The sequence below is a fragment of the Streptomyces sp. CG4 genome, assembly GCF_041080655.1.
Taxonomy (GTDB): domain Bacteria; phylum Actinomycetota; class Actinomycetes; order Streptomycetales; family Streptomycetaceae; genus Streptomyces.
Genome location: NZ_CP163525.1, coordinates 5382259 through 5405088, shown reverse-complemented (window position 1 = coordinate 5405088; position 22830 = coordinate 5382259). Strand labels below are relative to the sequence as shown.

Here is a 22830-nt window from a genome sequence, read left to right as displayed (position 1 = left end):
GACGGACGACGTTTCGCCCGACTTACCCCCACCGGCTAACCTCGCCTTCGTGGCCGACATCCAGATTCCCGCTGACATCAAGCCCGCCGACGGACGATTCGGCGCGGGCCCCTCCAAGGTGCGCACCGAGGCGCTGGACGCCCTCGCCGCGACCGGTACGTCCCTGCTGGGCACCTCCCACCGCCAGGCGCCCGTCAAGAACCTGGTCGGCGAGGTCCGTCAGGGCATCTCCGAGCTGTTCCGGCTCCCCGAGGGCTACGAGGTCGTCCTCGGCAACGGCGGCTCCACCGCTTTCTGGGACATCGCCACCCACGGTCTCATCGAGAACAAGTCCCAGCACCTCAGCTTCGGCGAGTTCTCCTCCAAGTTCGCCAAGGCGGCCAAGCTCGCCCCCTGGCTGGCCGAACCCACCGTGATCAGCACCGACCCGGGCACCCACCCCGAGGCGCAGGCGGAGGCGGGCGTCGACGTCTACGCCTTCACCCACAACGAGACCTCCACCGGTGTCGCCATGCCCATCAAGCGGGTGACCGGTGCCGACGAGGGCGCCCTGGTCCTCGTGGACGCGACGAGCGGCGCCGGCGGCCTCCCCGTCGACGTCGCCGAGACCGACGTCTACTACTTCGCCCCGCAGAAGTCCTTCGCCTCCGACGGCGGCCTGTGGATCGGCGTCTTCTCGCCGGCCGCGATCGAGCGCGCCGAGCGCGTCCACGCGTCCGGCCGCCATGTCCCGGAGTTCTTCAGCCTCCCCACGGCGATCGACAACTCCCGCAAGAACCAGACGTACAACACCCCGGCGCTCGCCACCCTCTTCCTCCTCAACGAGCAGCTGAAGTGGCTGAACGGCCAGGGCGGGCTGGCCTGGTCCACGGCGCGTACGAAGGACTCCGCCACCCGCCTGTACACCTGGGCCGAGGAATCCAAGTACGCCACCCCCTTCGTCACCGACCCGGCCAAGCGCTCCCAGGTCATCGGCACCATCGACTTCGCCGACGAGATCGACGCGGCCGCCGTCGCCAAGGTGCTGCGCGCCAACGGCATCGTGGACACCGAGCCGTACCGCAAGCTCGGCCGCAACCAGCTGCGCATCGCGATGTTCCCGGCGATCGACCCGGCGGACGTCGAGGCGCTGACGACGTGCATCGACTACGTCATCGAGAAGCTCTGACGTCTCGCGTACGACGGTGATACGACGCTGAAAGGCGCCCCGCGGAATCGGCGCGGGGCGCCCTTCAGCCCCGGCGCCGCAGCAGCCGCACCCCGAAGAGGGCGACCACCCCGGCGGCGACGATGGCGGCACCGATCGTCACACTCCCGCCGACCGAACCGATCCCGGAGCCCGAGCCGGTCCTGGAACCCGAAGCCGAACTCCCGCTCCCGCTCCCGGACGGCGACTTGGCCGCGGGCAGGCCGGGCGCGTCCTTCGCCACGACCTCGCTGTCGGCGCCCTCGCTGCTGTACAGCAGCTTGGTCCCGTCGGCGGAGTAGCTGACGCCCTCGCCCTGTCCCTGCAGGGGTACGTCGAGCTGGCCCGTGCGCCTGATCCGGCCGCCGTTCCAGTCGTAGGAGATCCCGCCGAAGTAGCCGCGCACGGCGAGCTGCCGGCCGTCGGGTGAGAACGCCGCGTCGGTGGCCCAGAGGTCGACGGGGGCGATCGGCTCGAAGATGTTCGTGCCGGAGGTGGAGAGAGTGGCCGGGCCCTCGTACAGATGCCCGCCGTCCTCCTTCTTGTCGATGATGTAGACGCGCCCGGTCCTCGGGTGGACGATCAGCGACTCGGCGTCGCGCGGCCCGTTCGCGTACTTCACGACGTACTGCGTGGCGTTGACCGTCTGGTCCTTGAGTTCTTTCGGCTCGGGCAACCGGTAAATCCACACATACGGCCATTTACCACCGAAGTTGTCGCCGATGTCGCCCAGGTAGATCTCGTTGTCCGGCCCGATGGAGATGGCCTCGACGTCCCGCGGGGACCCGATGCCGCGCAGGGTGATCCGGGCGACGGTCTTCCCGGTCCGGCTGTCCACGGCGTAGACGTACGGCCCGTCGCCGCTGTCGTTGTGCGTCCAGTAGACGCCGGGGTGGAGACGGGACGCGGCGAGCCCGCTGGACTCGGTGATCCGCGGGTCCTTGAGGGTGAACCCCTGGTCGCCGTCACCGTCGGTGGCGGAGGCGGGCAGCACGCGGCCCGCGGCGAGCAGCACCCCGGCAAGGACGGCGAGGACGGCGAACGATCGACGCATGACCCAAGCCTGCCACTCCCTCCGGGGGTTCACCGGGGTTCACCGGGGGCGCTCCCGTGGCGGCGCACCGTACGTGGCAGGCCTCACACCCCACCACCGCGCGTGATCGTCCATCATGAGCGGATGCTCAGGTTCATGCCCGTAGGTGACTCCATGACGATCGGGAGCGCCGGCGAGCACACATGGCGTTACCGGTTGTGGCGGCACCTGCGGGACACGCACGACGGCCCGTTCACCTTCGTCGGCCCGCGCGAGGAGCTGTACGACAAGTCGGCCGAGGCCCCGACGTCCTGCGCGTACGCCGACCCCGACTTCCCGCGCCGGCACCTGGCGGGCTGGGGCGAGGGCTGGCTGCACATGGCCCCGCTGATCGGCGAGGCGGTACGCGCGCACCGCGCGGACGTGCTCCTCGTCTCCCTCGGCCTGATCGACCTGGGCTTCTACACGAACGCCGAACAGACGGCGGAGAACGTACGGGCCTTCGTGGCGGGCGCCCGGGAAGCGCGGCCGCGGGTGCGGATGGTGCTGCTCCCGGTGATACCCAACATCCGGGCCGAGGCGGACGCGTCTTTCGCCGAGCAGGTGGACCTCTTCAACGTCCTGCTGGCGAAGACAGCCGCCGACCTGGACGAACCCCGCTCACCGCTGCTGCTGGCCTCGCCGCCCGAGTCGTACGACATCCACGCCGACACCTACGACGGCACGCACCCCAACGCGAGCGGGGAGCACCGGATCGCGGCGGCGTTCGCGGGGGCCATGTGGGAGGCGTGGGGGGTTGGACAGATGTACGTGGCTGGAACAGGTTGACTCGATCCCGGCGTCTCCCGGTCACGGTGCGTATCGTTGTACTGCGCGGCTGCACCTGTCCGTGGGGCAGCCGGGGAGGAGCGCCACGATGACCGTCCTTGAAGACAGGATCGAGATGGCCGACGCCGACGCCAACACCATGGGCTTGGACGAGTGGTTCGAGCGCCTTGAGCGGATGCCCGTCCCCGAAGGATTCAGGGTCGAGATCGTCGGGGGCAACGTCTTCATGACGCCACAGCGGGACACTCACTGGGTAATCATCCGCCGAATCGTGCGGGCTCTGGAGGACAGGTTCGGGATGGACGTCACAGTGTTCTCGGACGTCCGGATCGACTTCCCGGGCCATGACAACGGCTTCTGCCCGGACGTCGCGATGCTCAAGGAGTCGGCAAAGAAGGACGACAAGGGCCACTGGCGCTACGAGGACGTCGAGTTCGTCGCCGAGGTCATCTCCCAGGGGACGGCCGCCAACGACTACGGCCCGAAGAAGACCGCCTACGCCGTCGCCGAGGTCCCCGTCTACCTCATCGCCGACCCCTACCAGGGACGCTGCCACGTCTACACCCACCCCAAGGGCGACGACTACGCCGTGACGACATCGGTGGACTTCGGCACCGACGTCGACCTCACCGACACAGTCGTCGACCTCACCCTCAAGACCGACGCGTTCCCCCGCGGCCAGTGAGCGAAGCGGCTACGCCAGCAGCCGTCGCCTGATCAGCTCCATCACTTCCGCGCGGCTGTGCTTGCCGTCGTCGCCGGCGTAGAGGTGGTTGCCGATGCGCAGCGATACGGCGATCAGACAGCGGATCTCCACCTCCTCCTCGTCGGGGCAGAAGCAGGAGAACAGCGAACGCAGGTAGTTCATACGGCAGTTGTCGACGCGGCGCAGGCGTTCGGCGACGGCCGCGTCGCGGCGGGCCCAGTCGCGGATCGCTATGTCGGCGTTGACCCCCCGCACCGGCCCGTCGGCGGCGGCGACGATGCCGAACAGCCGCTCCAGCCGGACCCTGGCGTCTCCCCCGCCGCTCTCCACCTGCTCGATCACGCTCTCGGCGACCTCGTACTCCCAGGTGTCGAGCATTTCGGTGAGCAGCGCGTCCCGGTTGCGGAAATACCCGTAGAAGCCGCCCTTGCTGACGCCGAGCGCCTGCGCCAGCACCTCGATCCGGACCGCCTCGGGGCCGCCCGCGACGAGTGCCCGCAGGCCTTCCTCGATCCACTTGCCCCGTGGTGTACGGGTCGCGCCCATCGTGTGTGCCTCCTCACGCCCCGTATCGAGTATACGGCGGCGTATAGAAGGCCGTACGCTCGATCTATACGCCACCGTATAGACAGGGGTCTGCTCATGCGACTTCCCCGTACCGCCCACACCGACCGCCCCTGGCGGATCCACGAGATCGCCGGCGACTTCACGGTGGAAGACGTGTGGGCGCTGCCCACCCCCGGCGGACCCGGTGATCTCCCGTGGCTGGTGCGCCAGTTCGCCGAAAAGGTCAGCGGCGGGGTGACCGGAGAAGGTCCCGTCTCCCGCGTGCTCTTCGCCGTCCGCTGGAAGCTCGGAGCGCTGCTCGGCTGGGACAAGCCCGCTACCGGCATCGGCGCCCGACTGCCCTCCCTGCGCGACCGGTTGCCGGCGGACCTTCGCCAGGGTCCGCAGGGTCCCGACCTCGGCTCGTCCAAGTTCATCTCCCTCTACCAGCGGGACGACGAGTGGGCCGCCGAGATGGGCAACAAGACCGTGCACGCGGTGATGCACATCGGCTGGGTCCCCGACGGATCCGGCGGCTACCGCGGTCAGATGGCCGTCCTGGTGAAGCCGAACGGGCTGTTCGGAACCCTCTACATGGCCGCCATCAAGCCCTTCCGTTACCTCGGGGTGTACCCGGCGCTGATGCGCTCCATCGGCCGTACGTGGCAGGCGAATTCCGCCCTGCGGAGCGCGCACAGGCCCTAGGGGCGGCATCACCCGTTCGGCCCACAGCGCTCGCTGTCGCACCCGGGGCCGGTTTCGATGGGAGGGAGCCCGGGTTGAGACCGGGTCTCACCCCCCCATCGAGCGAAAGAGACGCAGGCATGTCTACAGGCAAGATCGAGCAGTGGAGCCCCGGCCCGGGCGAGGGCATGATCAAGGACGACCAGGGTGAAAGGCTGGCATTCTCCGGGCAAGACCTCCGGAATCCCACCGAGCGCCAGAACCTGCGTCGAGGGGACAAGGTCCAGTTCGAGATAGACGCGCCCGGGCACGCGGCAGACGTCAAGAAGGCCTGAGCCTCGACAGCACCGCAGGCACCACCCGTTGGGCAGAGGGTGGTGCCTGTCGGTGTTCTCGGCGTTCACGGCGTTCATCACGACCCTCGCGTCGCTTGCATAGAGCGCACTCCAAGCCGTTGGCTAGTGGACCATGGAGTACACGCAGCTAGGACGCACGGGGCTCAAGGTCGGTCGGCTCGTCCTCGGGACGATGAACTTCGGGCCGCAGACCGACGAAGCCGACAGCCACGCCATCATGGACGCGGCGCTGGACGCCGGTATCAACTTCTTCGACACCGCCAACGTGTACGGGTGGGGTGACAACAAGGGGCGGACCGAGAGCATCATCGGCAACTGGTTCGCCAAGGGAGGCGAGCGCCGCGACAAGGTGGTCCTCGCCACCAAGGTCTACGCCAACATGTCCCCCGACGGCCAGGCCGCCTGGCCCAACCACGACAAGCTCTCCGCGCTGAACATCCGCCGGTCCGTGGACGCCAGCCTGAAGCGGCTGCAGACCGACCACATCGACCTCTACCAGTTCCACCACATCGACCGGGTCACCCCGTTCGAGGAGATCTGGCAGGCGATCGACACCCTGATCCAGCAGGGCAAGATCCTCTACGCGGGGTCCAGCAACTTCCCCGGCTACAAGATCGCCCAGGCCAACGAGATCGCCGCCCGCCGCGGCGGCACCATCGGCCTGGTCAGCGAGCAGTGCCTGTACAACCTCGCCGAGCGGCGCGCCGAGATGGAGGTCATCCCGGCCGCGCAGGAGTACGGCCTCGGTGTCATCCCGTGGTCGCCGCTGCACGGCGGACTGCTCGGCGGAATCATCAAGAAGGAGGTCCAGGGCGGCCGCCGCGCCTCCGGCCGGGCCGCCGACACCCTCAAGGATCCGGCAGGGCGCGCCCAGATCCAGGCGTACGAGGACCTGGTCGACAAGCACGGCCTGCAGCCCGGCGAGGTGGCCCTGGCCTGGCTGCTGACCCGCCCGGGTGTGACCGGTCCCATCGTCGGCCCGCGTACGGCCGAACAGCTGGAGTCGGCGCTCAGGGCGGTGGAGCTGGAGCTGAGCGAGGAGCTGCTGGCCGGCCTGGACGAGGTCTTCCCGGGCCCGGGTCCGTCCCCGGAAGCCTTCGCCTGGTAGTTCCAGAGGAGCAACCGGCTCAGGGGCGCGGGGCCGCATTCGACATGCGGCCCCGCCGCGATGGGGGTCCCCCCGCTCGATCGAAGCCGAGAGTGGGGGAGCGACCAGCCACAACCGGCTCGCAGCCGGAATCCCGGCCGCAGTTCCCCGGCCCTACCTGACAGCCGCAGCCACAGCCACAACCACCAGCAACAACACAAGCGCACCGGCCATGATCCGGTTCCGACTCTTCGGGTCCACGTGACCGAGCCTAACCAACCCCGCCAAACTCCCAGCGGGCGACCGCCTCGTACCGCGGCTGCTCCCCCGCCACGCCCGACCTCGGCAGGTTGCTGCGCACCAGCACCAGCTCGCGCACCGTCCAGGTCCCGCTGGTGAACTCCCGAAGCAGCTCGACATACGGCCGTACGTTCACCGCGTCCCGCCCCCGCGCCACCGTCAGGTGAGCCTTGAACTGCCGGTGCTCCCCCATCCGTACGCCCGCCTTCCGCCCCGCCGACTCCGCCCGGTCGGCCAGCAGCCGCAGCGCCTGTACGTCGCCGTAGCCGCCCGTCCACAGGGCCCTGCCGTGTCCGAACTGGCCACCGCCGGAGAGGGCCAGGTCGAAGGGGGTCGTGCGGTGGGCCGCACGGGCCAGGCGGTCCGACAGGTCCGGTACGAGGTCGTCGGCGACCTCGCCGTAGAAGGCCAGGGTGAAGTGCCAGCCGGGGCGGTTGGTCCAGCGCAGCTTCTCCGAGTCGGGCAGCCGCTTCAGCTTGGCGACCTCGACGGCGAGCTCATGGACGACGTGCTCCGGCGGGAGCACCGCGGCGAAGAGTCTCATGCCTTCACCTTCGCAGACACCGCCGGGCAGGATGACCTTCATGACGATCACCATTCGCGAAGGCGGACCCGACGACATCCCCGTGATACTCGGTATGCTCGACAGCAGTGTGGAGTGGCTCGTCGCACAGGGCCGCACCGGCCAGTGGGGAACCAAGCCGCTGTCGGAGAACCCGAGGGTGGCGGAATCGGTCGCCGGGTACATGGACCGGGGCCGTACGTACATCGCCGAGGTCGACGGCGTACCGGCCGCCACCCTGACCCTCAGCGACGCGCCCGGCGACTACCTGTCCCATCTGCCGTCACCCGGTGAGCCCGAGCGGTACATCCACTGGCTCGCCTCCGACCGCCGCTTCAAGGGCGAGGGTGCCGGGGCCGCCCTGCTCGCGCACGCGGCCGAGGTGACCCGGCGGGCCGGGGTCGGCCTGCTGCGCGTGGACTGCTACGCCGGTGACGACCGCAAGCTGGTCGCCTTCTACGAGGCCAACGGCTTCGCCCCGACGGAGACGTACACCTCCGGCGAGCAGCACGACTGGCCGGGCCAGGTGCTCGCCCGGCGGGTCTGACCGCCCGGCGAGCACCCGGGGTGGGTGAGGGGTCAGCGCGCGGCGCGCAGGGTGCCGAGCAGCCCGTTCTGCTCGTCGTTGATGCCCGCGGCGAACCAGACGCTGTCCTCGCCGCCGGACCTGGCGGTGCCCCGTTGCAGCCCCCACAGGCCGGGGATCACGATCGGCTGCCCGTTGGGTTGGTCCAGGGTTCCTTCGAACCGGCCGGTCCGCAGGTCGAACACGTTGATGCGGCCGTCGCCGAAGTTGCCGACGAGGAGGTCGCCGGCGAACCTCCCGAACCCCCTGGGCGCCACCTCCAGACCCCAGGGCGAGTTGAGCACGCCCCGGCGCGCGAAGTGCTGGAGCAGCTTGCCCCTGGTGCTGAACACGTCGATGAAGCCGTTGCCCGGTCCGGCGACGTCGTCGTGCTTCTCCGCGTTCTGGAGGGCGTAGGTGACGAAGATCCTGTCATCGATGTTCTTGACGTCGAAGGGCGCGAAGCCCGCGGGGATGCTCGGGTCCCGGAACGCGCCGGCGGGCTGCCTCACCAGCCTGAAGCGGGTGTCGAAGGCGTCGATGCGCGCGTCACGGAAGTTCGCGACCAGGATGCGCGGCTGCCGACGCGCACGCGCGTCACCCTCGCCGCGCCTGTCGTCGTCCTTCGTGTCGTCCTTCGTGTCCCGCTTCGCGCAGTCCACCAGCGTCAGGCCCTTGAAGACGGCGTCGTCCTCCTGGGCGACCTGGACGCCGGTCGTCGGGAGCACACGCGGGTTGAAGGCGAAGAGGCCGCCGTTCTCCCCGGCGTAGAGGAAGCGCGCGGGGCCGGATCTTCCGGAGGCTCTGAAGCGGAACTCGTCGGTGTCGTTGCGTACGACCCCGGTCGGGTCGGCGTTGGCGGGGAGCTGCACGACGGGCGTGAGGAAGGTGACCGGCCGGTCGTCCCGGGCGCCCGCGTACACCGTGGACGTACTGGTTCCGTTGTTGGAGACCCTGATCGCGCCGTTCTCCGTGCGCACCAGCCCCCAGGGGTTCACCAGGTTCGGGTCCTGCCGTTCCGCTCGGCCCTGGAGGTCGGAGACGAGGTCGCGCTCCCGGAAGCCGTGGCCGAACCTGCTCGACCCGTCCGCGGCCCCGGACGGCGCGGCGACGGCGAGCGCACCGACCGTGCCCAGGGTCAGCGCGACCGCCGCCAGCAGCCGTACACGGGAGCGGGGTCTGGGGGTCGACGGCGGTGATGCCTGCGAAGCCTTCGATCTCTTCGACGCCTTCGATGTCTTCGGTCTCATGCGGATGCTCCTGACCCATGCGTTCCAAAGGGGACGTATCGGCAGAAGTCATCTCATAAGATGCCAATCGCACCCGCGATCGACACGCAGACACACATCCGTGGACACACATCCGTACGGGGACACGCCACCGCGCGTCCCGCGTCTCCTACGCCGCCGTGGCGAGGTCCTCCCGCTCTCCGCGCGGCACGAACCGCACCCGCGGGTGGCCGTGGTGCCAGCCCACCGACAGGCGCAGGCCGCCGATCCGGGTCAGGACCAGGCCGATCGCGCCGGCCGCGGCGGTCGAGACGATGCCGCCGGCGGCGAAGCCGACCCGCGCGCCGTAGGTGTCGGTGATCCAGCCGACGATCGGCGCGCCCAGCGGCGTGCCGCCCATGAACACCATCATGAACAGGGCCATCACCCGGCCGCGCATGGCCGGGTCGGTGGCCATCTGGACCGCGGTGTTCGCGGTGACGTTGACCGTGAGCCCGAAGATCCCGATCGGGACCATGAGCAGCGCGAACAGCCAGTACGACGGCGCCAGCGCGGCCACGGTCTCCAGCGCGCCGAAGGCCAGCGCGGCGGCGATCAGGATGCGCAGCCGGGCCGTGCCGCGCCGGGCGGCCAGCAGGGCGCCGACCAGGGAGCCGGACGCCATCAGGGTGTTGAAGAGGCTGTAGCCGCCGGCTCCGGCGTGGAAGACGTGCTCGGCGTAGGCCGAGAGCCACACCGGGAAGTTGAAGCCGAAGGTGCCGATGAAGCCGACCAGGACGATCGGCCAGATCAGCTCCGGGCGGCCGGCCACATACTGCAGGCCTTCCCGCAGCTGGCCCTTGCCGCGCGGAGTGCGCCGGACGACATGGAGCTCACGGGCGCGCATCAGGAGCAGGCCGGTGATGGGGGCCGCGAAGGACAGGCCGTTGGCGAGGAACGCCCAGCCGGTACCCACACCGGTGATCATCAGGCCGGCGACGGCGGGCCCGACCAGGCGGGCGGACTGGAAGTTCGCCGAGTTCAGGCTGACCGCGTTCTGCAGCTGCTCGGGGCCGACCATCTCGGAGACGAAGGACTGGCGGGCCGGGTTGTCGAGCACCGTGGCGAGGCCGACGGCGAAGGCGGCGACGTAGACGTGCCAGACCTGGACCTGCCCGGTGAGGGTCAGCGCGGCCAGCGCGAGGCCGGCGACGGCCATCGAGGCCTGGGTGACCAGCAGAGTGGGGCGCTTGGGGAGGCGGTCGACCAGGACACCGCCGTAGAGGCCGAAGAGGAGCATCGGCAGGAACTGCAGGGCTGTCGTGATGCCTACGGCCGCGGAGGAGCCGGTGAGGCTGAGGACGAGCCAGTCCTGGGCGATGCGCTGCATCCAGGTGCCGGTGTTGGAGACGACCTGGCCCAGGAAGAACAGGCGGTAGTTCCTGACCTTCAGCGAGCTGAACATCGAGGACTTGCGGGAAGCGGGGGTCGTAGGTGCGGTCGGTGCGGGGGCGGAAGGTGCTCCGGGTCCCGTACTCAAAGTGCGTTCGCCTCCTCGTTGCGGGGTTTTACAGGTGTGCGAGCTTCTCCAGCACGGGGGCGGCGGCGCGCAGTGCGGCCCACTCGTCCTCGTCGAGGCCCTCGACCAGGCCGGCCAGGAAGGCGTTGCGCTTGCGGCGGCTCTCCTCGAGCATCGCCTCGGCCTGCTCGGTCTGGGTGACGACCTTCTGGCGCCGGTCCTCGGGGTGCGGCTCCAGCCGGACCAGCCCCTTGGCTTCGAGCAGCGCGACGATGCGGGTCATCGACGGCGGCTGGACGTGCTCCTTGCGGGCGAGCTCGCCCGGGGTGGCCGAGCCGCAGCGGGAGAGGGTGCCGAGCACCGACATCTCGGTGGGGCTCAGCGACTCGTCGACCCGCTGGTGCTTGAGCCGACGGGACAGCCGCATCACGGCGGAGCGGAGGGAGTTCACGGCGGCAGCGTCGTCGCCATGGGTAAGGTCCGGCATGTTCTTTAGAGTAACTCATTACCCTCGCTAAGGACCACGGAAAACACGCCGTATGCCCGTGACCCTGGCCACTGAACCCGGATATCACTCATATGGGTGATCGATGCGCGGAACGTGACGCACTGGCCGGATCAGTACAGAGACCCTCGTGTCCATGGGGACCAGCGTGCTCAGCCTGCGCATGGACGGAGAGCTGCTCGAACGGCTCCGCCGTCACGCGGCGAAAAGAGGAATGAGCGTGCAGGACTATGTGGTCCGCACGCTCATTCGGGACGACTTCGACCAGCGGTTCCAGACCGCCGTCGAGGAGACGGAAAAGTTCTACGGCGTCAACTGAGACCTCATGTCAGGCCCAGGGCCGGCATCAGGTAGTAGAAGGCGAAGACCGCCGAGACGAGGTACATCGGGACCGGGATCTCCCGGGCCCGGCCGGCGGCGAGGCGCAGCACCGTGAAGGTGAGGAAGCCCATGCCGATGCCGTTGGTGATCGAGTACGTGAACGGCATCATCAGCATCGTCACGAACGCCGGGATCGCGATGGTGTAGTCGGCCCAGTCGATCTCCTTGATCGAGTTCGACAGGATCAGGAAGCCGACCGCGATCAGCGCCGGGGTGGCCGCCTGCGAGGGGACCATCGTGGCGACCGGGGTGAGGAACAGCGCGGCGGTGAAGAGGCCGCCCGTGACGACGTTCGCGAGGCCGGTCCTGGCGCCCTCGCCGACACCGGCCGTGGACTCGACGAACGCGGTCGTGGCCGAGGAGGAGCTGGCGCCGCCCACCGCGACCGCGAGGCCGTCGACGAAGAGGACCTTGTTGATGCCGGGCATGTAGCCCTGGGCGTCGGTCAGCTTGGCCTCGTCGCTGACGCCCATGATCGTGCCCATCGCGTCGAAGAAGCACGACAGCAGCACCGTGAAGACGAACAGGATGCCGGTCAGCAGGCCGACCTTGGAGAAGCCGCCGAACAGGCTGACCTGGCCGATCAGGCCGAAGTCCGGGGTGGCGACCGGGTTGCCGGGCCACTTCGGGACCGTCAGGCCCCAGGACGGGACCGTGGTGACCGCGTTGATGATCAGCGCGAGGACGGTCATGCCGACGATCGAGATCAGGATCGCGCCCGGCGTCCTGCGGACGATCAGCGCGAAGGTCAGCAGCGCGCCGAGGATGAAGACGAGCACCGGCCAGCCGTGCAGATGACCGCCCGTGCCGAGCTGCAGCGGGACGGTGGTGTCCGCCTTGTCCGGGATACGGGAGACGAAGCCGGAGTCCACGAGGCCGATCAGCATGATGAACAGGCCGATACCGATCGAGATCGCCTTGCGCAGCCCGAACGGCACGGCGTTCATCACGCGCTCGCGCAGGCCCGTGGCGACCAGCAGCATGACCACGAATCCGGCCAGGACGACCATGCCCATGGCGTCCGGCCAGGACATCCGGGGTGCCAGCTGGAGCGCGACGACGGAGTTCACGCCGAGGCCGGCGGCGAGCGCGATCGGGACGTTGCCGATGACACCCATCAGCAGCGTGGCGAACGCGGCCGTCAGCGCGGTCGCCGTCACCAGCTGGCCGTTGTTCAGGTGGTGCCCGTACATGTCCTTCGCGCTGCCGAGGATGATCGGGTTCAGCACGATGATGTACGCCATCGCGAAGAAGGTGGCGAAACCGCCGCGGACCTCGCGGGCGACGGAGCTGCCGCGCTCGGAGATCCTGAAGTAGCGGTCGAGCGCGCCGTGGGGCCGTACACCGCCCGGTATCTCGGGGGTGGGGACCTTGGCGGGGGCCGGGGTGGACATGCGGGACCTCATCACCAATGGGGTTCCCCCGAGCCCTCTTGGAGTTTCGTACGAGCAGAAGTGGTCAAAGACAAACGGTTTCAGTATGAAGGTATGAGTGCGAGATCGCTATCTCCGCGCGTAGACAGTCACGGCGCTTAAGCTGTGCGTCATGACCAAGTGGACCCCGAAGCACGAGGCGCCGGAGCCCCTGGAGGGGCCCGTGGTCGCCACCATCACCGGCGGCACGATCGTGTGGTTCGTCCTCTTCCTGGTCCAGCTCCCGTTCTACGGCTGGTTCGCCGGCCACGGGCATCTGTGGTGGCTGTGGACGTGCCTGGCCGGAGGTGGGCTCGGGCTGATCGGTGTCTGGTACGTGCGCAGGCGGGACGCGGCGCTCAAGCGGGCGGCGGAGCCTCAGTCGACGCCGGCCGAATAGCGCGGTCGGCGCGGTCGGCCGCAGTCGGCCCCCGGGGGGCGCCGGAGCTCGCCTCCGAACGTTCCCCTTCCCGCCGACCGGGTCGGGTGGGCGGGTAGGCAAAAGCGCACGTACCGTCGAATGCATGACCCATATAGACGCGGGCGCCGAGCTCGACCCCGTGCATCCCGTGGCCCTGCCGAAGAGTCCGTCGGCCGGGCTGACCGGTGCCGAAGTGGCGGACCGCGTCGCCCGCGGCCAGGTCAACGACGTACCCGTGCGCAGCAGCCGGTCGCTCGGGGAGATCGTCCGGGCCAACGTCTTCACCCGGTTCAACGCGATCATCGGCGTGCTCTGGGTGGTCATGCTGTTCGTCGCCCCGATCCAGGACAGCCTCTTCGGCTTCGTGATCCTCGCCAACACCGGCATCGGCATCGTCCAGGAATGGCGGGCCAAGCAGACCCTCGACTCGCTCGCGGTCATCGGCGAGGCCCGGCCGACCGTACGCAGGGACGGCGCGGCCGTCGAAGTCGCCACCCACGAGATCGTGCTCGACGACCTGATGGAGATCGGGCCCGGGGACAAGATCGTCGTAGACGGTGTGTGTGCCGAGGCCGACGGGCTGGAGATCGACGAGTCGCTGCTCACCGGTGAGGCCGACCCCGTCGTCAAACGCCCCGGTGACCAGGTCATGTCCGGCAGCTTCGTGGTCGCGGGCGGCGGCGCCGTCCAGGCGACCAAGGTCGGCCGCGAGGCCTACGCCGCCCGGCTCGCCGAGGAGGCCTCCCGCTTCACCCTGGTCCACTCCGAGCTGCGCACCGGTATCTCCACGATCCTCAAGTACGTCACGTGGATGATGGTCCCGGCGGCCGTCGGACTCGTCATCACCCAGCTCGTCGTCAAGAGCAACGGAATCAAGGACGCGGTCGCGCGGACCGTCGGCGGGATCGTCCCGATGGTCCCGGAGGGGCTGGTGCTGCTCACCTCCGTCGCCTTCGCGATCGGCGTGATCCGGCTCGGCCGCAGACAGTGCCTGGTCCAGGAGCTGCCGGCGATCGAGGGGCTGGCCCGCGTCGACACCGTCTGCCTGGACAAGACCGGCACCCTCACCGAGGGCGGCATGGACGTCACCGAGCTGCGGATGCTGGACGGGGCGGACGAGACGTACGTACGCAAGGTGCTCGGCTCGCTCGGCGAGTCCGATCCGCGTCCCAACGCCTCCCTCAAGGCGATCATCGACGCCTGCCCGGACAGCGAGGACTGGCGCTGCGTCGAGTCGCTGCCCTTCTCCTCGGCCCGCAAGTACAGCGGGGCCGCGTTCAGCGAGGCCGACGGCGAGATCAGCACGTGGCTGCTCGGCGCCCCGGACGTCCTCCTCGCCGACCGCGACCCGGCCCTGGCCGAAACCGAGCGCCTCAACGAGCAGGGGCTGCGGGTCCTGCTGCTGGCCCGCGCGAGCCGCGACCTGGACGACACCGAGCCCGCGCACGGCGCTCACCCCACCGCCCTCGTCGTCCTGGAGCAGCGGCTGCGCTCCGACGCGGCGGACACGCTGCGCTACTTCGCGGACCAGAACGTCCGTGCCAAGGTCATCTCCGGCGACAACGCCGTATCGGTGGGCGCCGTCGCCGCCAAGCTGGGCCTCAAAGGTACGGCGGTGGACGCGCGGCGGCTGCCCGCCGACCCGGCCGGGATGGCGAAGGCGCTGGACGAAGGGACCGTCTTCGGGCGGGTCACCCCGCAGCAGAAGCGGGACATGGTGGGCGCGCTCCAGTCCCACGGGCACACCGTCGCGATGACCGGCGACGGCGTGAACGACGTGCTCGCGCTGAAGGACGCCGACATCGGCGTCGCCATGGGCTCCGGCTCGGAGGCGACCCGGGCGGTGGCGCAGATCGTGCTGCTGGACAACAGCTTCGCCAGCCTGCCGTCGGTGGTCGGCGAGGGGCGCCGGGTGATCGGCAACATCACGCGGGTGGCGACGCTGTTCCTGGTGAAGACGGTCTACTCGGTGCTACTGGCGGTGCTGGTGGTGTGCTGGCAGGTCGAATACCCCTTCCTGCCAAGGCACTTGACCCTTCTCTCCACCCTCACCATCGGCGTCCCCGCGTTCTTCCTGGCCCTCGCGCCCAACAAGGAGCGGGCGAAACCCCACTTCGTGCGCAGAGTCATGCGGTACTCGATCCCGGGTGGCGTGGTGGCCGGAATCGCGACCTTCGTGACGTACCTGATCGCCCGTCACTACTACACCGGGCCGGTCCGGTTGAACGCGGAGACGAGCGCGGCCACCCTGACGCTCTTCCTGATCTCCATGTGGATCCTGGCGATCATCGCCCGGCCCTACACCTGGTGGCGGGTGCTGCTGGTGGCGGCGATGGGCCTGGCGTTCGTCCTCATCCTGGCCGTACCGGCGATGCAGGGCTTCTTCGCGCTGAAGCTGGTGGGTATGGCCATGCCGTGGACTGCCGTCGGCATCGCGGTGGTGGGGTCGGCCGCCCTGGAGTTTCTGTGGAAGTGGGTGGACCGGCGGTTCCCCGACTGAGGCCGGTGGGGAACTGCGGGTCCGCCGTGGCTGGTCGCGCAGTTCCCCGCGCCCCTTCGGGGCGCTGCCCTACTTCACGCCGACGTACACACCCGTGGCGCTGACGCCCGGGGTGGTGGAGATGCCGGCGTAGCTGTAGCGCCAGTAACCGCTGTAGTTCGCGGTCGCGGTGGTCTTGAGGTTGCCGTACGAGTCGGTGGTCACCGTCTTGACGGTGGTGTACGTGCTGGTGCCCGCCTTGCGGAACTGGAGGTTGACGGACTGGCCGCCGACCGCGTTGTACGTGTGCTTCTCCCAGTCGGCGCGGGTCAGCCTGCCCGAGACCGTGAACGTCCTGCCCTTGTAGACGGAGGTCGCGCTCACGGTGGTCGTCAGCGCGGAGTTGCGCTGGACCAGGGTGGTGCCGAGGCCGCTCTGGTCCTTGTAGCCGACCTTGCTCATGTCGGGGCTGGTCTGGCTCTGGCCGTTGAAGGCGACGGCCTCGGCGGCCACGCTCCAGCTGCCGGCCCAGGCGTTCAGCAGGCCGCCGTCGGACGGGGAGTTGGCCGGGTAGATGTTGATGGCGCCCTTGCAGGTGGCCGTCGTCGAGGAGGTGGCGGTGCAGGTCGCCGGGTTGTCGCCGTACAGCTCGGGGGAGGTGTCGCTGTAGGCGCCGTGGTAGAGGAAGGCGTCCGTGATGAAGTCCTTCGCGGCGATGTTCACGTCGGCGCCGTGCGTCAGCGTGTACGCGTACGAGACGCTGACCATGTTGGTGGTGCCCACCTTGATCGCCTTGGCGATCGAGACGTTGGAGAAGCTCGCGTTCAGCGTGTAAGGCGCGCCCGAGTCGGTTGCGGCCTGCGCGGCCGGGACTGCGAGGGCGGTGAGGGCCAGGGCGCCGGAGACGGCGGCCACGGTGGCACGTATGCGCATGTGCGTTTCCCCTGGAGGGAGAAGTGATCGTGGAGTCGGTCGACTCGCGCGATCAGATCCGCGACCCCCGCAGTGGGTTGTACGGCAAGAGCGATTGTCGGCCACATTTGGGGCGGGCATTGCCTGTTCATGGCGCAGGCAATGCCCGCCTCCTGCCGTCAGTCGAACCAGCGGTCCCGGGCCAGTTCCGCCGTGCGGGACGGGTCCTCCAGCAGGGCCGCCACCTCGAAGCGGCGCGGCCACTGGCCCGCCGCCCAGGCGAGGCCGGCGGCGACGCCCTCCAGAGTGGCCGCGTGCAGGACGCCGTCGTCGGTGAGCCGCCAGTCGATCTCCACGCCGTCCACGAGCAGTTCCTCGTGCTCGACGTAGGTCTCCGGCGTGCGCGGCCCGAGCAGCACCCGCACCGGCTCCGGTACGTCGTGCACGGCCCCCTCGGAGTGCACCTCGCCGGTGACGGACTCGCTGAGGCGCCGCACCTGGAACAGCTCCGCCAGCTCGGCCGCGCGGGCCGGCCGGACCGGCAGCAGCGGCACGCCCGAGGTGAAGGGCAGCAGGTCCGGCGAGTCGACCACGACGGCCTCGCCCGCGTCGACGACCGCCACCTGCCCGTCGACCACGGCCCGCAGCTCGTCCGGCAGGGTCACCTGCTCGGGATCCAGCTCGGCCAACGCCCCGTAGAGTCCGTGGAGTTGGGCCGGGGTGACCGGCCGCTCGGGGTCGGCCAGCCGGTCCAGCAGCTCGGCAGCGCCGCCGGGCTCGTCCAGCAGGGCGGCCACGGAGGTCCGTACGCCCAGGGCGCGCAGCACCTGCTCGTCCTCGAAGCCGGTGGCGTCGGCCTCGTCGTACAGCCCGTGCAGCAGCGGGTCGCCGCCGGCCGCGAGGAGGCCGGCGGGCCGGCGCCCGTCGAGCACCGGGTGCCCGCGCAGCCACCAGGCGGTGTACGGCCGTACGACCTCGTGGGTGCCGTCGGGCAGCAGGATCCGCACGGGCTGGGTGAGGGCGTCCCGCAGCGGCGGCTGGGCGAGCAGCGCGAGCGCCTCGGGCCAGTGCGCGTCGTCCACCAGGTCCAGATCGCGTACGGCGACCAGCTCGGTGGCGACCGGCGGCACCGGGCTGTCCGGGAAGCGGTCGAGGAGGTCCTCGCTCCACACGTCGACGGCGTCGAGCAGGCCGGCGTCGTCGGGCTCGGCGAAGTCGCCCTCCCGGGGCTCCAGTTCGTCCGGGTCGAGGACGACGTCGGTGGCGCGGACGAGCGCGAAGTTCGCGAGCACGCCACAGGCGGCCAGCGGCTGCTCGCCCCACTTCTCGGCCAGGTCGTGGTCCACGGCGGCCAGTTCGTCCTCGCGGATCACCCGGGTGAAGGGGCTGCCGGGGAGCACCAGCTCGCCCGCCGGGGCGAGTTCGCCGTCCTCGTCGGGCAGGGCGAGGGCGCCCAGCCAGGGCTCCTCACCGGGTTCGAGGCCCGCGTCCCGTACCAGCCCGAGGACGGTGTCGGCGAGTTCCTCGGCGTCCGGGGCGTCCTCCTCCCAGCCGATCCCCTCGTCGTCCAGCGAGGCGGCGACGGCGGCCCGCACCTGCGGGGTGGTGAGCACCGCGCGCGGGGTGGCGGGCAGCGCGCCCAGCTTCTCCAGCAGGGGATGCGCGGCGTCCGCGTGGGCGACCTTCAGCCCGAGCCGCCCGAGCACGTCGGCGTCGATGCGGGCGGCGTCCGGGGTGGGCAGCAGCACCTGCCGGGGCCCGATGGTCGTCCTCCCTCCCCCAGTGCCGAAAGCCTGGGAGGTGCCCCCAGCGAGCGGCACCGGCAGGCCCGAGAGCCGGTCGGGGTCGATCCCGGCGAGGCTGTCGTAGAGCCGCCACCACCACTCGGGGTCCTTCTCCAGCCCGGCGAGCCGGTCGACGGCGTCGGCGAGCGGCAGCCGGGCGACCCCGAGGGTGCGCAGCTCGGCCCGCCGCTCAAGACCGGCGGGCAGCAGCGTGGGCAGGACCTCGGCGAGCACCCGTACGGTGTCCGCGCCGGCGCCTTCCACCACCTCGGCGTCCCGGGGCCGGAGGGCCTCCGGCAGCTCGTCCTCGCCGCCCGGCCCCTGAACGGCGGGCGGCAGGAAGGCGGTTCGCGGCAGCCGCGCCAGCACGGCCTGGCGCAGCGCCCCGTCCAGCTCGCCCTTGCCGAGCGGCCCGGGCACGAGGTCGATGATTCCCTCCGTCACCGGCCGCCAGCCGGCGAGCAGCTCGGCGTAGGCATCGGCCGCGCGCTGCACCAGGAAGTCGGTGAGCGGGCCGGGGGCCGTGTGCCGGCGGGTGGTGTCGAGGGGGAAGGAGGCGATGAGCAGAGCGGGCACGCCGAGGGGCTCGTCGCTCGGGGTGGGCGCGTGCACGACGGCGGTCGTCCGCGGGCGGGCCGGACGCCCGTCCTCGTCCTCGGGTACGGCCCAGGTCACCGACCAGTGGGGCCGCAGCCGCTCCTCCACGGGCCGGTCGGCGAGCAGGTCGGGGGTGAGCGGCCCGTGCGCGGCGACGGTACGCCAGCGCGTGGTCCCCTCCCGCGAGTCCTCCACGACGGTGATCGCGCCCTCGCCGCGCCGGCGCAGGGTGCGCGGCGCCCCGTCGCCGGCCTCCACGACGACCTCCTCCAGCCCCGGCAGGGCGAGGAGCAGCGCGTCGTCGACGGCGTGCAGCAGCCGCTCGGCGAGATCGGCGGCGGCCGTGTCCCGCAGGGGCAGGATCACGGCGGTGTCGTACGGGTCGGGAGCGGTGCCCTCGGCGGCGAACGGCAGCCGGAGCAGCGGCACATGCCCGTCCCGGCGCCGGACCTCGTCCCCCAGCCCCGGGCTGTGCCGGGCGACGTCGGCGGCCAGCTCCCGCGCCTCGGCGAGGGACCAGCGCACGCCTCCGTGCCGCCCCACGATCGCGGGTTCGTCGGTCACCGCGAGCACGGCGGCGAACCCGACCCCGAACCGCCCGACGGCACCCTGGGTGACCTCGGCGTCCCGCTTGGCGGAGGCCCGCAGCGTGGACAGTGACTCGACTCCGGTCGCGTCCAGCGGGGCACCGGTGTTGGCCGCCACGAGCACGCCGTCGCGAAGGGTGAGCCGCAGCCGCCCCGGCACCCGGGCCCGCGCGGCGGCGTCGGCGGCGTTCTGGGCCAGCTCGACGACGAGCCGGTCCCGGTAGCCGCCGAGGACCAGGTCCTCCTCGGCGTTGGCGTCCTCACGGAACCGGGCGGCGCTGGTGGCCCAGGCGTCGAGCACGCCACGGCGCAGACGGGCCGTGCCGAAGGGGTCGGCGCCCTCGGCCGCCGGCCGCACGAACTTGCTCACGTTCACTCTCCTCGTCGACGTGAGGTCGAAGGTACAGCGCCGACGGCCGGTGGTGCCGTCCGCGGCGTTCTAGGTCGGTGTAGCCGGCGAGCCCAGCAGGGCAGCGGCTATGCCGAGGCGTTGTCCCATGCCCAGGGAGAAGCCCTTGGCCCCCTTCTTCGCGACGCTGGTCAGCCCCACCGTCTCCAGTACCTCGCCGACGCGTGCCGCGGGCAGGCCGTTGCTGGTGGCGAGGGCTCTCAGATGGCCTTCGGCGCTGCGCTTGCCGTGTACGGCCTTGGCGTCCAGCAGCGCTCCGACCTGGACGAGGGGCGCTCGATCTGCCGGTAGGGCACGCCGTTGACCAGGGCGGTGCCCGAGGTGGGCTGGTCCAGGCCGAGGATCATGCGCATGGTGGTGGACTTGCCCGCGCCGTTCGGCCCGAGGAAGCCGGTCACTTTGCCGGGTGCGACGCTGAAGGTCCAGGTCGGCTGCGGTCTTGCGGATGCCGTCGGCGCCGACCATGTTCAGCACCACTTCATCGACGCCGGCTGCGGCGAACCGGGCGATCCCGTCGTGGATGTCACGTGGTGTGCCGTACAGGAAGAGGCCGGCGTCCGTGATCTTCTGTACGTCGTCCTCGCTGCCGGTGACGGTGTGTCCCGCGTGCCGCAGCGCGTCCTGGTAGTGCGCGGCGGACATGTGGAGCCCGCAAGTCCGTCCTTGACGGCCGGGACGAGAACGTCGTGCAGATAGTCCGGGGGACACATCCACATCACGGCCTCGTCGGCGATCTCCCCGGCCAGGCGCGCCATCTTCGGACGCAGCACGCCGATACCGATACGGATCGGCGGGCACGGGACCGCGGGCAGCCCGGCGGTGATCGGGAAGTACTCGGCCTCGGGCTGCTCGACCGACTCGCCGCGCACCAGGCCGCGCACCGCCTGGACGAACTCCCGGGTCCTGGTCAGCGGGCTGGCGTACGGCTTGCCCGTCACCCTCTTCTGCAGCGCCGGGTAGCCCGGACCGAAGGAGGCAAATCTCCACCCCCATCCCCCACTTCACCGCCCAGCTGTCCGCCACCCCGCGCGGCGCCCGCCTCGCCCGGCTGCTCGCCGCGGAACAACTCCGCTCCTGGGGAATCCCGTTGGACCCGGCGGAACTGATCGTCGCGGAACTCGCCGCCAACGCCGCCACGCATGGCCGGGTCACAGGCCGGGACTTCCGGCTGACGCTGTACGCCGTCGCCGACACCCTCCGTATCGAGGTGGCGGACACGCGCGGTGACCGCCTCCCTCTGACCACGCACCCCGCCCCCGACGCCGACTCCGGCCGGGGCCTCCTCCTCGTGGAGGCGCTGGCCGACAAGTGGGGAGTGGCGCCGGGGTTGCCACCGCGCAAGACGGTGTGGGCCGAGGTGCGTGTCACACAGGAAACTCACTCACGAGAGTGACTCGCTTCAGCCGCCGAGCACGGGCAGCGTGACGGTGCACTCGACCGGCTTGGCGTGGGCCGGGTCGAGGGCGTTGCGGACGAGTTGGGCGGCGTTGGAGTCGTAGGCGAGCGAGACGTGTTCGGAGAGGTCCCGGGGACAGATGTCCTGGATCGTGATGTTCTTGACGGTCGCCTTCGGGCCCGCGGTCAGGAACTGGTGCGTGTAGGGGGTGACGACCTCGTCGAGCTTGGTGGCGATGACGGTGTAGTCGACCCCCGGCTGGGTGTCCCCGTCCTTGTCCAGCGTCGTGTTCACCTCGGAGCCGACCAACTGGTCCTCGTACGCCTCACCGAGGACCGCCGACACGGGCTTGTTGAGACCCAGCTTCGTGGTGAGGGTGCCGAGGCCGGAGGCGGTCGTGCCGTGGTTGGACGGTGCCAGTCCGATGAGGCTGTGCACCTTGTTCTTCTCCGGGTGCGCGGAATCCGTACCGCCCCCGAACCGCAGGTACCAGCGGGGCGTCACACCGCCGCCCTGGGAGTGCCCGACGAGGTCGACCTGGTGGGCGCCGGTGGACTTCAGGACGCGGTCGACGAAGTCGGCGATCTCACCGGCGGACACCGGGACATGGGCGGTGGCCTTGACCGGGTTGCCGGGCGTCCCGCCGTACTCGGCGGCGAAGACGCAGTAGCCCAGCTGCTTCAGGTACGGGGACATCACGCCCCAGTTCTCGTAGGCGTTGGCAAAGGTTCCGTGGAGCAGGACGACCGGGCGCGGATGCTCCTTCGTGGGCTTGCAGCTCCAGTCGTTGGCCCCGGCCGGCGGGTCGTCCGGGTGGACGAGCCCCCCGATCAGCGCCGCGGGGCCAGCGAGGAGCTGCCCCCGCGGCGCCGGGGGGTCGGGGGTGGTCGCCGCGGCCGCCGTACCCTGTGCCACGCCCAGCGCGAGCGCGAGCCCCGCACAGGCCGCGGCCCATCTTGCGGCCCGCCGGTTCGACCGTCTCGGGGAAACGCCCACGCTCTGGGAAACGCTCAGGCTCCGGGAAACACGCTGATCCGCCATCGGGCCACTCCTCGCCTCGCGGCCGGCCCAGCGCCGGCCCCGGCGATGATCGAGGAGCGGACACCCCGCGGTGGCAGACGAACGCGCGCGGCACTCCTTATGGAGCAGCCCGTTTCATCCGGTCAGCGGTGGGCGGCGGAGGCCGTCAGCGGAAGGGGGGTGGAGGCGGGTACGGCGCCTCACCCGCTCGGCCGGCGCCACCGGGCAACTGCGGGCCTGGGGGCCGCCGTTGGCCCGGGTGCAGGATTCGCCCCGTTCCGCTCAGGAGCGGTCAGGATTCACTCAGGAGCAAACCGGCTCCGCGCAGGAACGACTCGGCTCCGCTC

At 70.6% G+C, this 22830-nt stretch carries 22 protein-coding genes and 1 pseudogene; 11 read left to right on the top strand and 12 right to left on the bottom strand.

What is annotated here, in order from left to right:
• The first annotated feature begins 49 nt into the window (after positions 1 to 49).
• Positions 50 to 1168, top strand: coding sequence for a phosphoserine transaminase (gene serC / locus AB5L52_RS24660; RefSeq protein WP_351028787.1), 1119 nt, complete (start codon positions 50 to 52; stop codon positions 1166 to 1168).
• A gap of 64 nt (positions 1169 to 1232) precedes the next feature.
• Here the strand turns inward: serC and AB5L52_RS24655 are convergent, their stop codons facing one another.
• Positions 1233 to 2240, bottom strand: coding sequence for a WD40 repeat domain-containing protein (locus tag AB5L52_RS24655; RefSeq protein WP_369366223.1), 1008 nt, complete (start codon positions 2238 to 2240; stop codon positions 1233 to 1235).
• Between the two features lie 123 nt (positions 2241 to 2363).
• Here AB5L52_RS24655 and AB5L52_RS24650 point away from each other — a divergent pair, with 123 nt between their 5' ends.
• Positions 2364 to 3047 (top strand): SGNH/GDSL hydrolase family protein, encoded by a 684-nt coding sequence (locus AB5L52_RS24650; RefSeq protein ID WP_351028784.1) that lies wholly within the window; start codon positions 2364 to 2366, stop codon positions 3045 to 3047.
• An 88-nt stretch (positions 3048 to 3135) separates the two neighbouring features.
• Positions 3136 to 3732, top strand: a complete 597-nt coding sequence (locus tag AB5L52_RS24645) for a Uma2 family endonuclease (RefSeq protein ID WP_351028782.1) — start codon at positions 3136 to 3138, stop codon at positions 3730 to 3732.
• Positions 3733 to 3741: 9 nt separating this feature from the next.
• On the opposite strand, the gene AB5L52_RS24640 is transcribed toward AB5L52_RS24645, so the two are convergent.
• The gene (locus tag AB5L52_RS24640; RefSeq protein ID WP_369366220.1) at positions 3742 to 4299 is read right to left on the bottom strand and encodes a TetR/AcrR family transcriptional regulator; all 558 of its coding nucleotides are present in this window, start codon (positions 4297 to 4299) and stop codon (positions 3742 to 3744) included.
• A gap of 96 nt (positions 4300 to 4395) precedes the next feature.
• Between AB5L52_RS24640 and AB5L52_RS24635 the strand changes: the two genes are divergently transcribed.
• The 3 genes from AB5L52_RS24635 to AB5L52_RS24625 all read left to right on the top strand — a co-directional run bounded on the left by AB5L52_RS24635 (position 4396) and on the right by AB5L52_RS24625 (position 6447).
• Entirely contained in the window at positions 4396 to 5004 is a 609-nt protein-coding gene (locus tag AB5L52_RS24635) for a DUF2867 domain-containing protein (RefSeq protein ID WP_351028779.1), read from the top strand.
• A gap of 119 nt (positions 5005 to 5123) precedes the next feature.
• Positions 5124 to 5318, top strand: coding sequence for a hypothetical protein (locus tag AB5L52_RS24630; protein WP_351028777.1), 195 nt, complete (start codon positions 5124 to 5126; stop codon positions 5316 to 5318).
• A gap of 133 nt (positions 5319 to 5451) precedes the next feature.
• Positions 5452 to 6447 (top strand): aldo/keto reductase, encoded by a 996-nt coding sequence (locus tag AB5L52_RS24625; RefSeq protein ID WP_351572139.1) that lies wholly within the window; start codon positions 5452 to 5454, stop codon positions 6445 to 6447.
• Positions 6448 to 6697: 250 nt separating this feature from the next.
• Here the strand turns inward: AB5L52_RS24625 and thpR are convergent, their stop codons facing one another.
• On the bottom strand, positions 6698 to 7270 hold the full coding sequence (thpR, locus tag AB5L52_RS24620) for an RNA 2',3'-cyclic phosphodiesterase (protein WP_369366217.1): 573 nt from the start codon (positions 7268 to 7270) through the stop codon (positions 6698 to 6700).
• A 40-nt stretch (positions 7271 to 7310) separates the two neighbouring features.
• Between thpR and AB5L52_RS24615 the strand changes: the two genes are divergently transcribed.
• The gene (locus AB5L52_RS24615) at positions 7311 to 7835 is read left to right on the top strand and encodes a GNAT family N-acetyltransferase (protein ID WP_351029106.1); all 525 of its coding nucleotides are present in this window, start codon (positions 7311 to 7313) and stop codon (positions 7833 to 7835) included.
• Positions 7836 to 7867: 32 nt separating this feature from the next.
• On the opposite strand, the gene AB5L52_RS24610 is transcribed toward AB5L52_RS24615, so the two are convergent.
• The 3 genes from AB5L52_RS24610 to AB5L52_RS24600 all read right to left on the bottom strand — a co-directional run bounded on the left by AB5L52_RS24610 (position 7868) and on the right by AB5L52_RS24600 (position 11067).
• The gene (locus AB5L52_RS24610) at positions 7868 to 9103 is read right to left on the bottom strand and encodes a TIGR03118 family protein (protein WP_351029107.1); all 1236 of its coding nucleotides are present in this window, start codon (positions 9101 to 9103) and stop codon (positions 7868 to 7870) included.
• A 148-nt stretch (positions 9104 to 9251) separates the two neighbouring features.
• Positions 9252 to 10601: an MFS transporter gene (locus AB5L52_RS24605; protein ID WP_369366214.1), complete on the bottom strand. Its 1350-nt coding sequence runs from the start codon at positions 10599 to 10601 to the stop codon at positions 9252 to 9254.
• A gap of 28 nt (positions 10602 to 10629) precedes the next feature.
• Positions 10630 to 11067 (bottom strand): MarR family transcriptional regulator, encoded by a 438-nt coding sequence (locus AB5L52_RS24600; protein ID WP_351029110.1) that lies wholly within the window; start codon positions 11065 to 11067, stop codon positions 10630 to 10632.
• Positions 11068 to 11221: 154 nt separating this feature from the next.
• Between AB5L52_RS24600 and AB5L52_RS24595 the strand changes: the two genes are divergently transcribed.
• Complete coding sequence (locus AB5L52_RS24595; protein ID WP_351029112.1) at positions 11222 to 11404, top strand: ribbon-helix-helix protein, CopG family; 183 nt, start codon at positions 11222 to 11224, stop codon at positions 11402 to 11404.
• Between the two features lie 4 nt (positions 11405 to 11408).
• On the opposite strand, the gene AB5L52_RS24590 is transcribed toward AB5L52_RS24595, so the two are convergent.
• The gene (locus AB5L52_RS24590; RefSeq protein WP_351029114.1) at positions 11409 to 12860 is read right to left on the bottom strand and encodes an NCS2 family permease; all 1452 of its coding nucleotides are present in this window, start codon (positions 12858 to 12860) and stop codon (positions 11409 to 11411) included.
• Between the two features lie 151 nt (positions 12861 to 13011).
• Between AB5L52_RS24590 and AB5L52_RS24585 the strand changes: the two genes are divergently transcribed.
• Positions 13012 to 13278 carry a DUF2530 domain-containing protein gene (locus AB5L52_RS24585; protein ID WP_351029116.1) on the top strand — a complete coding sequence of 89 codons (267 nt, stop codon included), beginning with the start codon at positions 13012 to 13014 and terminating at the stop codon, positions 13276 to 13278.
• 124 nt (positions 13279 to 13402) lie between these two features.
• Entirely contained in the window at positions 13403 to 15799 is a 2397-nt protein-coding gene (locus AB5L52_RS24580) for a cation-translocating P-type ATPase (RefSeq protein WP_351029117.1), read from the top strand.
• 69 nt (positions 15800 to 15868) lie between these two features.
• Here AB5L52_RS24580 and AB5L52_RS24575 read toward each other — a convergent pair whose 3' ends face one another.
• The 4 genes and pseudogenes from AB5L52_RS24575 to AB5L52_RS24560 all read right to left on the bottom strand — a co-directional run bounded on the left by AB5L52_RS24575 (position 15869) and on the right by AB5L52_RS24560 (position 21005).
• Positions 15869 to 16711, bottom strand: a complete 843-nt coding sequence (locus tag AB5L52_RS24575; protein WP_369366210.1) for a hypothetical protein — start codon at positions 16709 to 16711, stop codon at positions 15869 to 15871.
• Between the two features lie 158 nt (positions 16712 to 16869).
• Positions 16870 to 20028, bottom strand: coding sequence for a sacsin N-terminal ATP-binding-like domain-containing protein (locus AB5L52_RS24570; RefSeq protein WP_369366208.1), 3159 nt, complete (start codon positions 20026 to 20028; stop codon positions 16870 to 16872).
• Between the two features lie 84 nt (positions 20029 to 20112).
• A pseudogene (locus tag AB5L52_RS24565) lies at positions 20113 to 20465 on the bottom strand (ATP-binding cassette domain-containing protein); the annotation flags it as partial.
• A 69-nt stretch (positions 20466 to 20534) separates the two neighbouring features.
• Positions 20535 to 21005, bottom strand: a complete 471-nt coding sequence (locus AB5L52_RS24560; RefSeq protein ID WP_369366206.1) for an LLM class flavin-dependent oxidoreductase — start codon at positions 21003 to 21005, stop codon at positions 20535 to 20537.
• Between the two features lie 41 nt (positions 21006 to 21046).
• Between AB5L52_RS24560 and AB5L52_RS24555 the strand changes: the two genes are divergently transcribed.
• A complete protein-coding gene (locus AB5L52_RS24555; protein ID WP_369368962.1) occupies positions 21047 to 21460 on the top strand; it encodes an ATP-binding protein in 414 nt (137 codons plus the stop codon).
• A 6-nt stretch (positions 21461 to 21466) separates the two neighbouring features.
• On the opposite strand, the gene AB5L52_RS24550 is transcribed toward AB5L52_RS24555, so the two are convergent.
• Complete coding sequence (locus AB5L52_RS24550; RefSeq protein ID WP_369366204.1) at positions 21467 to 22378, bottom strand: esterase/lipase family protein; 912 nt, start codon at positions 22376 to 22378, stop codon at positions 21467 to 21469.
• Positions 22379 to 22830: the final 452 nt, after the last annotated feature.

Bases quoted from the DNA above. Each gene is read 5' to 3' on its own strand.
- AB5L52_RS24655 (WP_369366223.1), bottom strand. From the start codon at position 2,240: ATGCGTCGATCGTTCGCCGTCCTCGCCGTCCTTGCCGGGGTGCTGCTC.
- AB5L52_RS24650 (WP_351028784.1), top strand. From the start codon at position 2,364: ATGCTCAGGTTCATGCCCGTAGGTGACTCCATGACGATCGGGAGCGCC.
- AB5L52_RS24645 (WP_351028782.1), top strand. From the start codon at position 3,136: ATGACCGTCCTTGAAGACAGGATCGAGATGGCCGACGCCGACGCCAAC.
- AB5L52_RS24640 (WP_369366220.1), bottom strand. From the start codon at position 4,299: ATGGGCGCGACCCGTACACCACGGGGCAAGTGGATCGAGGAAGGCCTG.
- AB5L52_RS24635 (WP_351028779.1), top strand. From the start codon at position 4,396: ATGCGACTTCCCCGTACCGCCCACACCGACCGCCCCTGGCGGATCCAC.
- AB5L52_RS24630 (WP_351028777.1), top strand. From the start codon at position 5,124: ATGTCTACAGGCAAGATCGAGCAGTGGAGCCCCGGCCCGGGCGAGGGC.
- AB5L52_RS24625 (WP_351572139.1), top strand. From the start codon at position 5,452: ATGGAGTACACGCAGCTAGGACGCACGGGGCTCAAGGTCGGTCGGCTC.
- thpR (WP_369366217.1), bottom strand. From the start codon at position 7,270: ATGAGACTCTTCGCCGCGGTGCTCCCGCCGGAGCACGTCGTCCATGAG.
- AB5L52_RS24615 (WP_351029106.1), top strand. From the start codon at position 7,311: ATGACGATCACCATTCGCGAAGGCGGACCCGACGACATCCCCGTGATA.
- AB5L52_RS24610 (WP_351029107.1), bottom strand. From the start codon at position 9,103: ATGAGACCGAAGACATCGAAGGCGTCGAAGAGATCGAAGGCTTCGCAG.
- AB5L52_RS24600 (WP_351029110.1), bottom strand. From the start codon at position 11,067: ATGCCGGACCTTACCCATGGCGACGACGCTGCCGCCGTGAACTCCCTC.
- AB5L52_RS24595 (WP_351029112.1), top strand. From the start codon at position 11,222: ATGGGGACCAGCGTGCTCAGCCTGCGCATGGACGGAGAGCTGCTCGAA.
- AB5L52_RS24590 (WP_351029114.1), bottom strand. From the start codon at position 12,860: ATGTCCACCCCGGCCCCCGCCAAGGTCCCCACCCCCGAGATACCGGGC.
- AB5L52_RS24585 (WP_351029116.1), top strand. From the start codon at position 13,012: ATGACCAAGTGGACCCCGAAGCACGAGGCGCCGGAGCCCCTGGAGGGG.
- AB5L52_RS24580 (WP_351029117.1), top strand. From the start codon at position 13,403: ATGACCCATATAGACGCGGGCGCCGAGCTCGACCCCGTGCATCCCGTG.
- AB5L52_RS24575 (WP_369366210.1), bottom strand. From the start codon at position 16,711: ATGCGCATACGTGCCACCGTGGCCGCCGTCTCCGGCGCCCTGGCCCTC.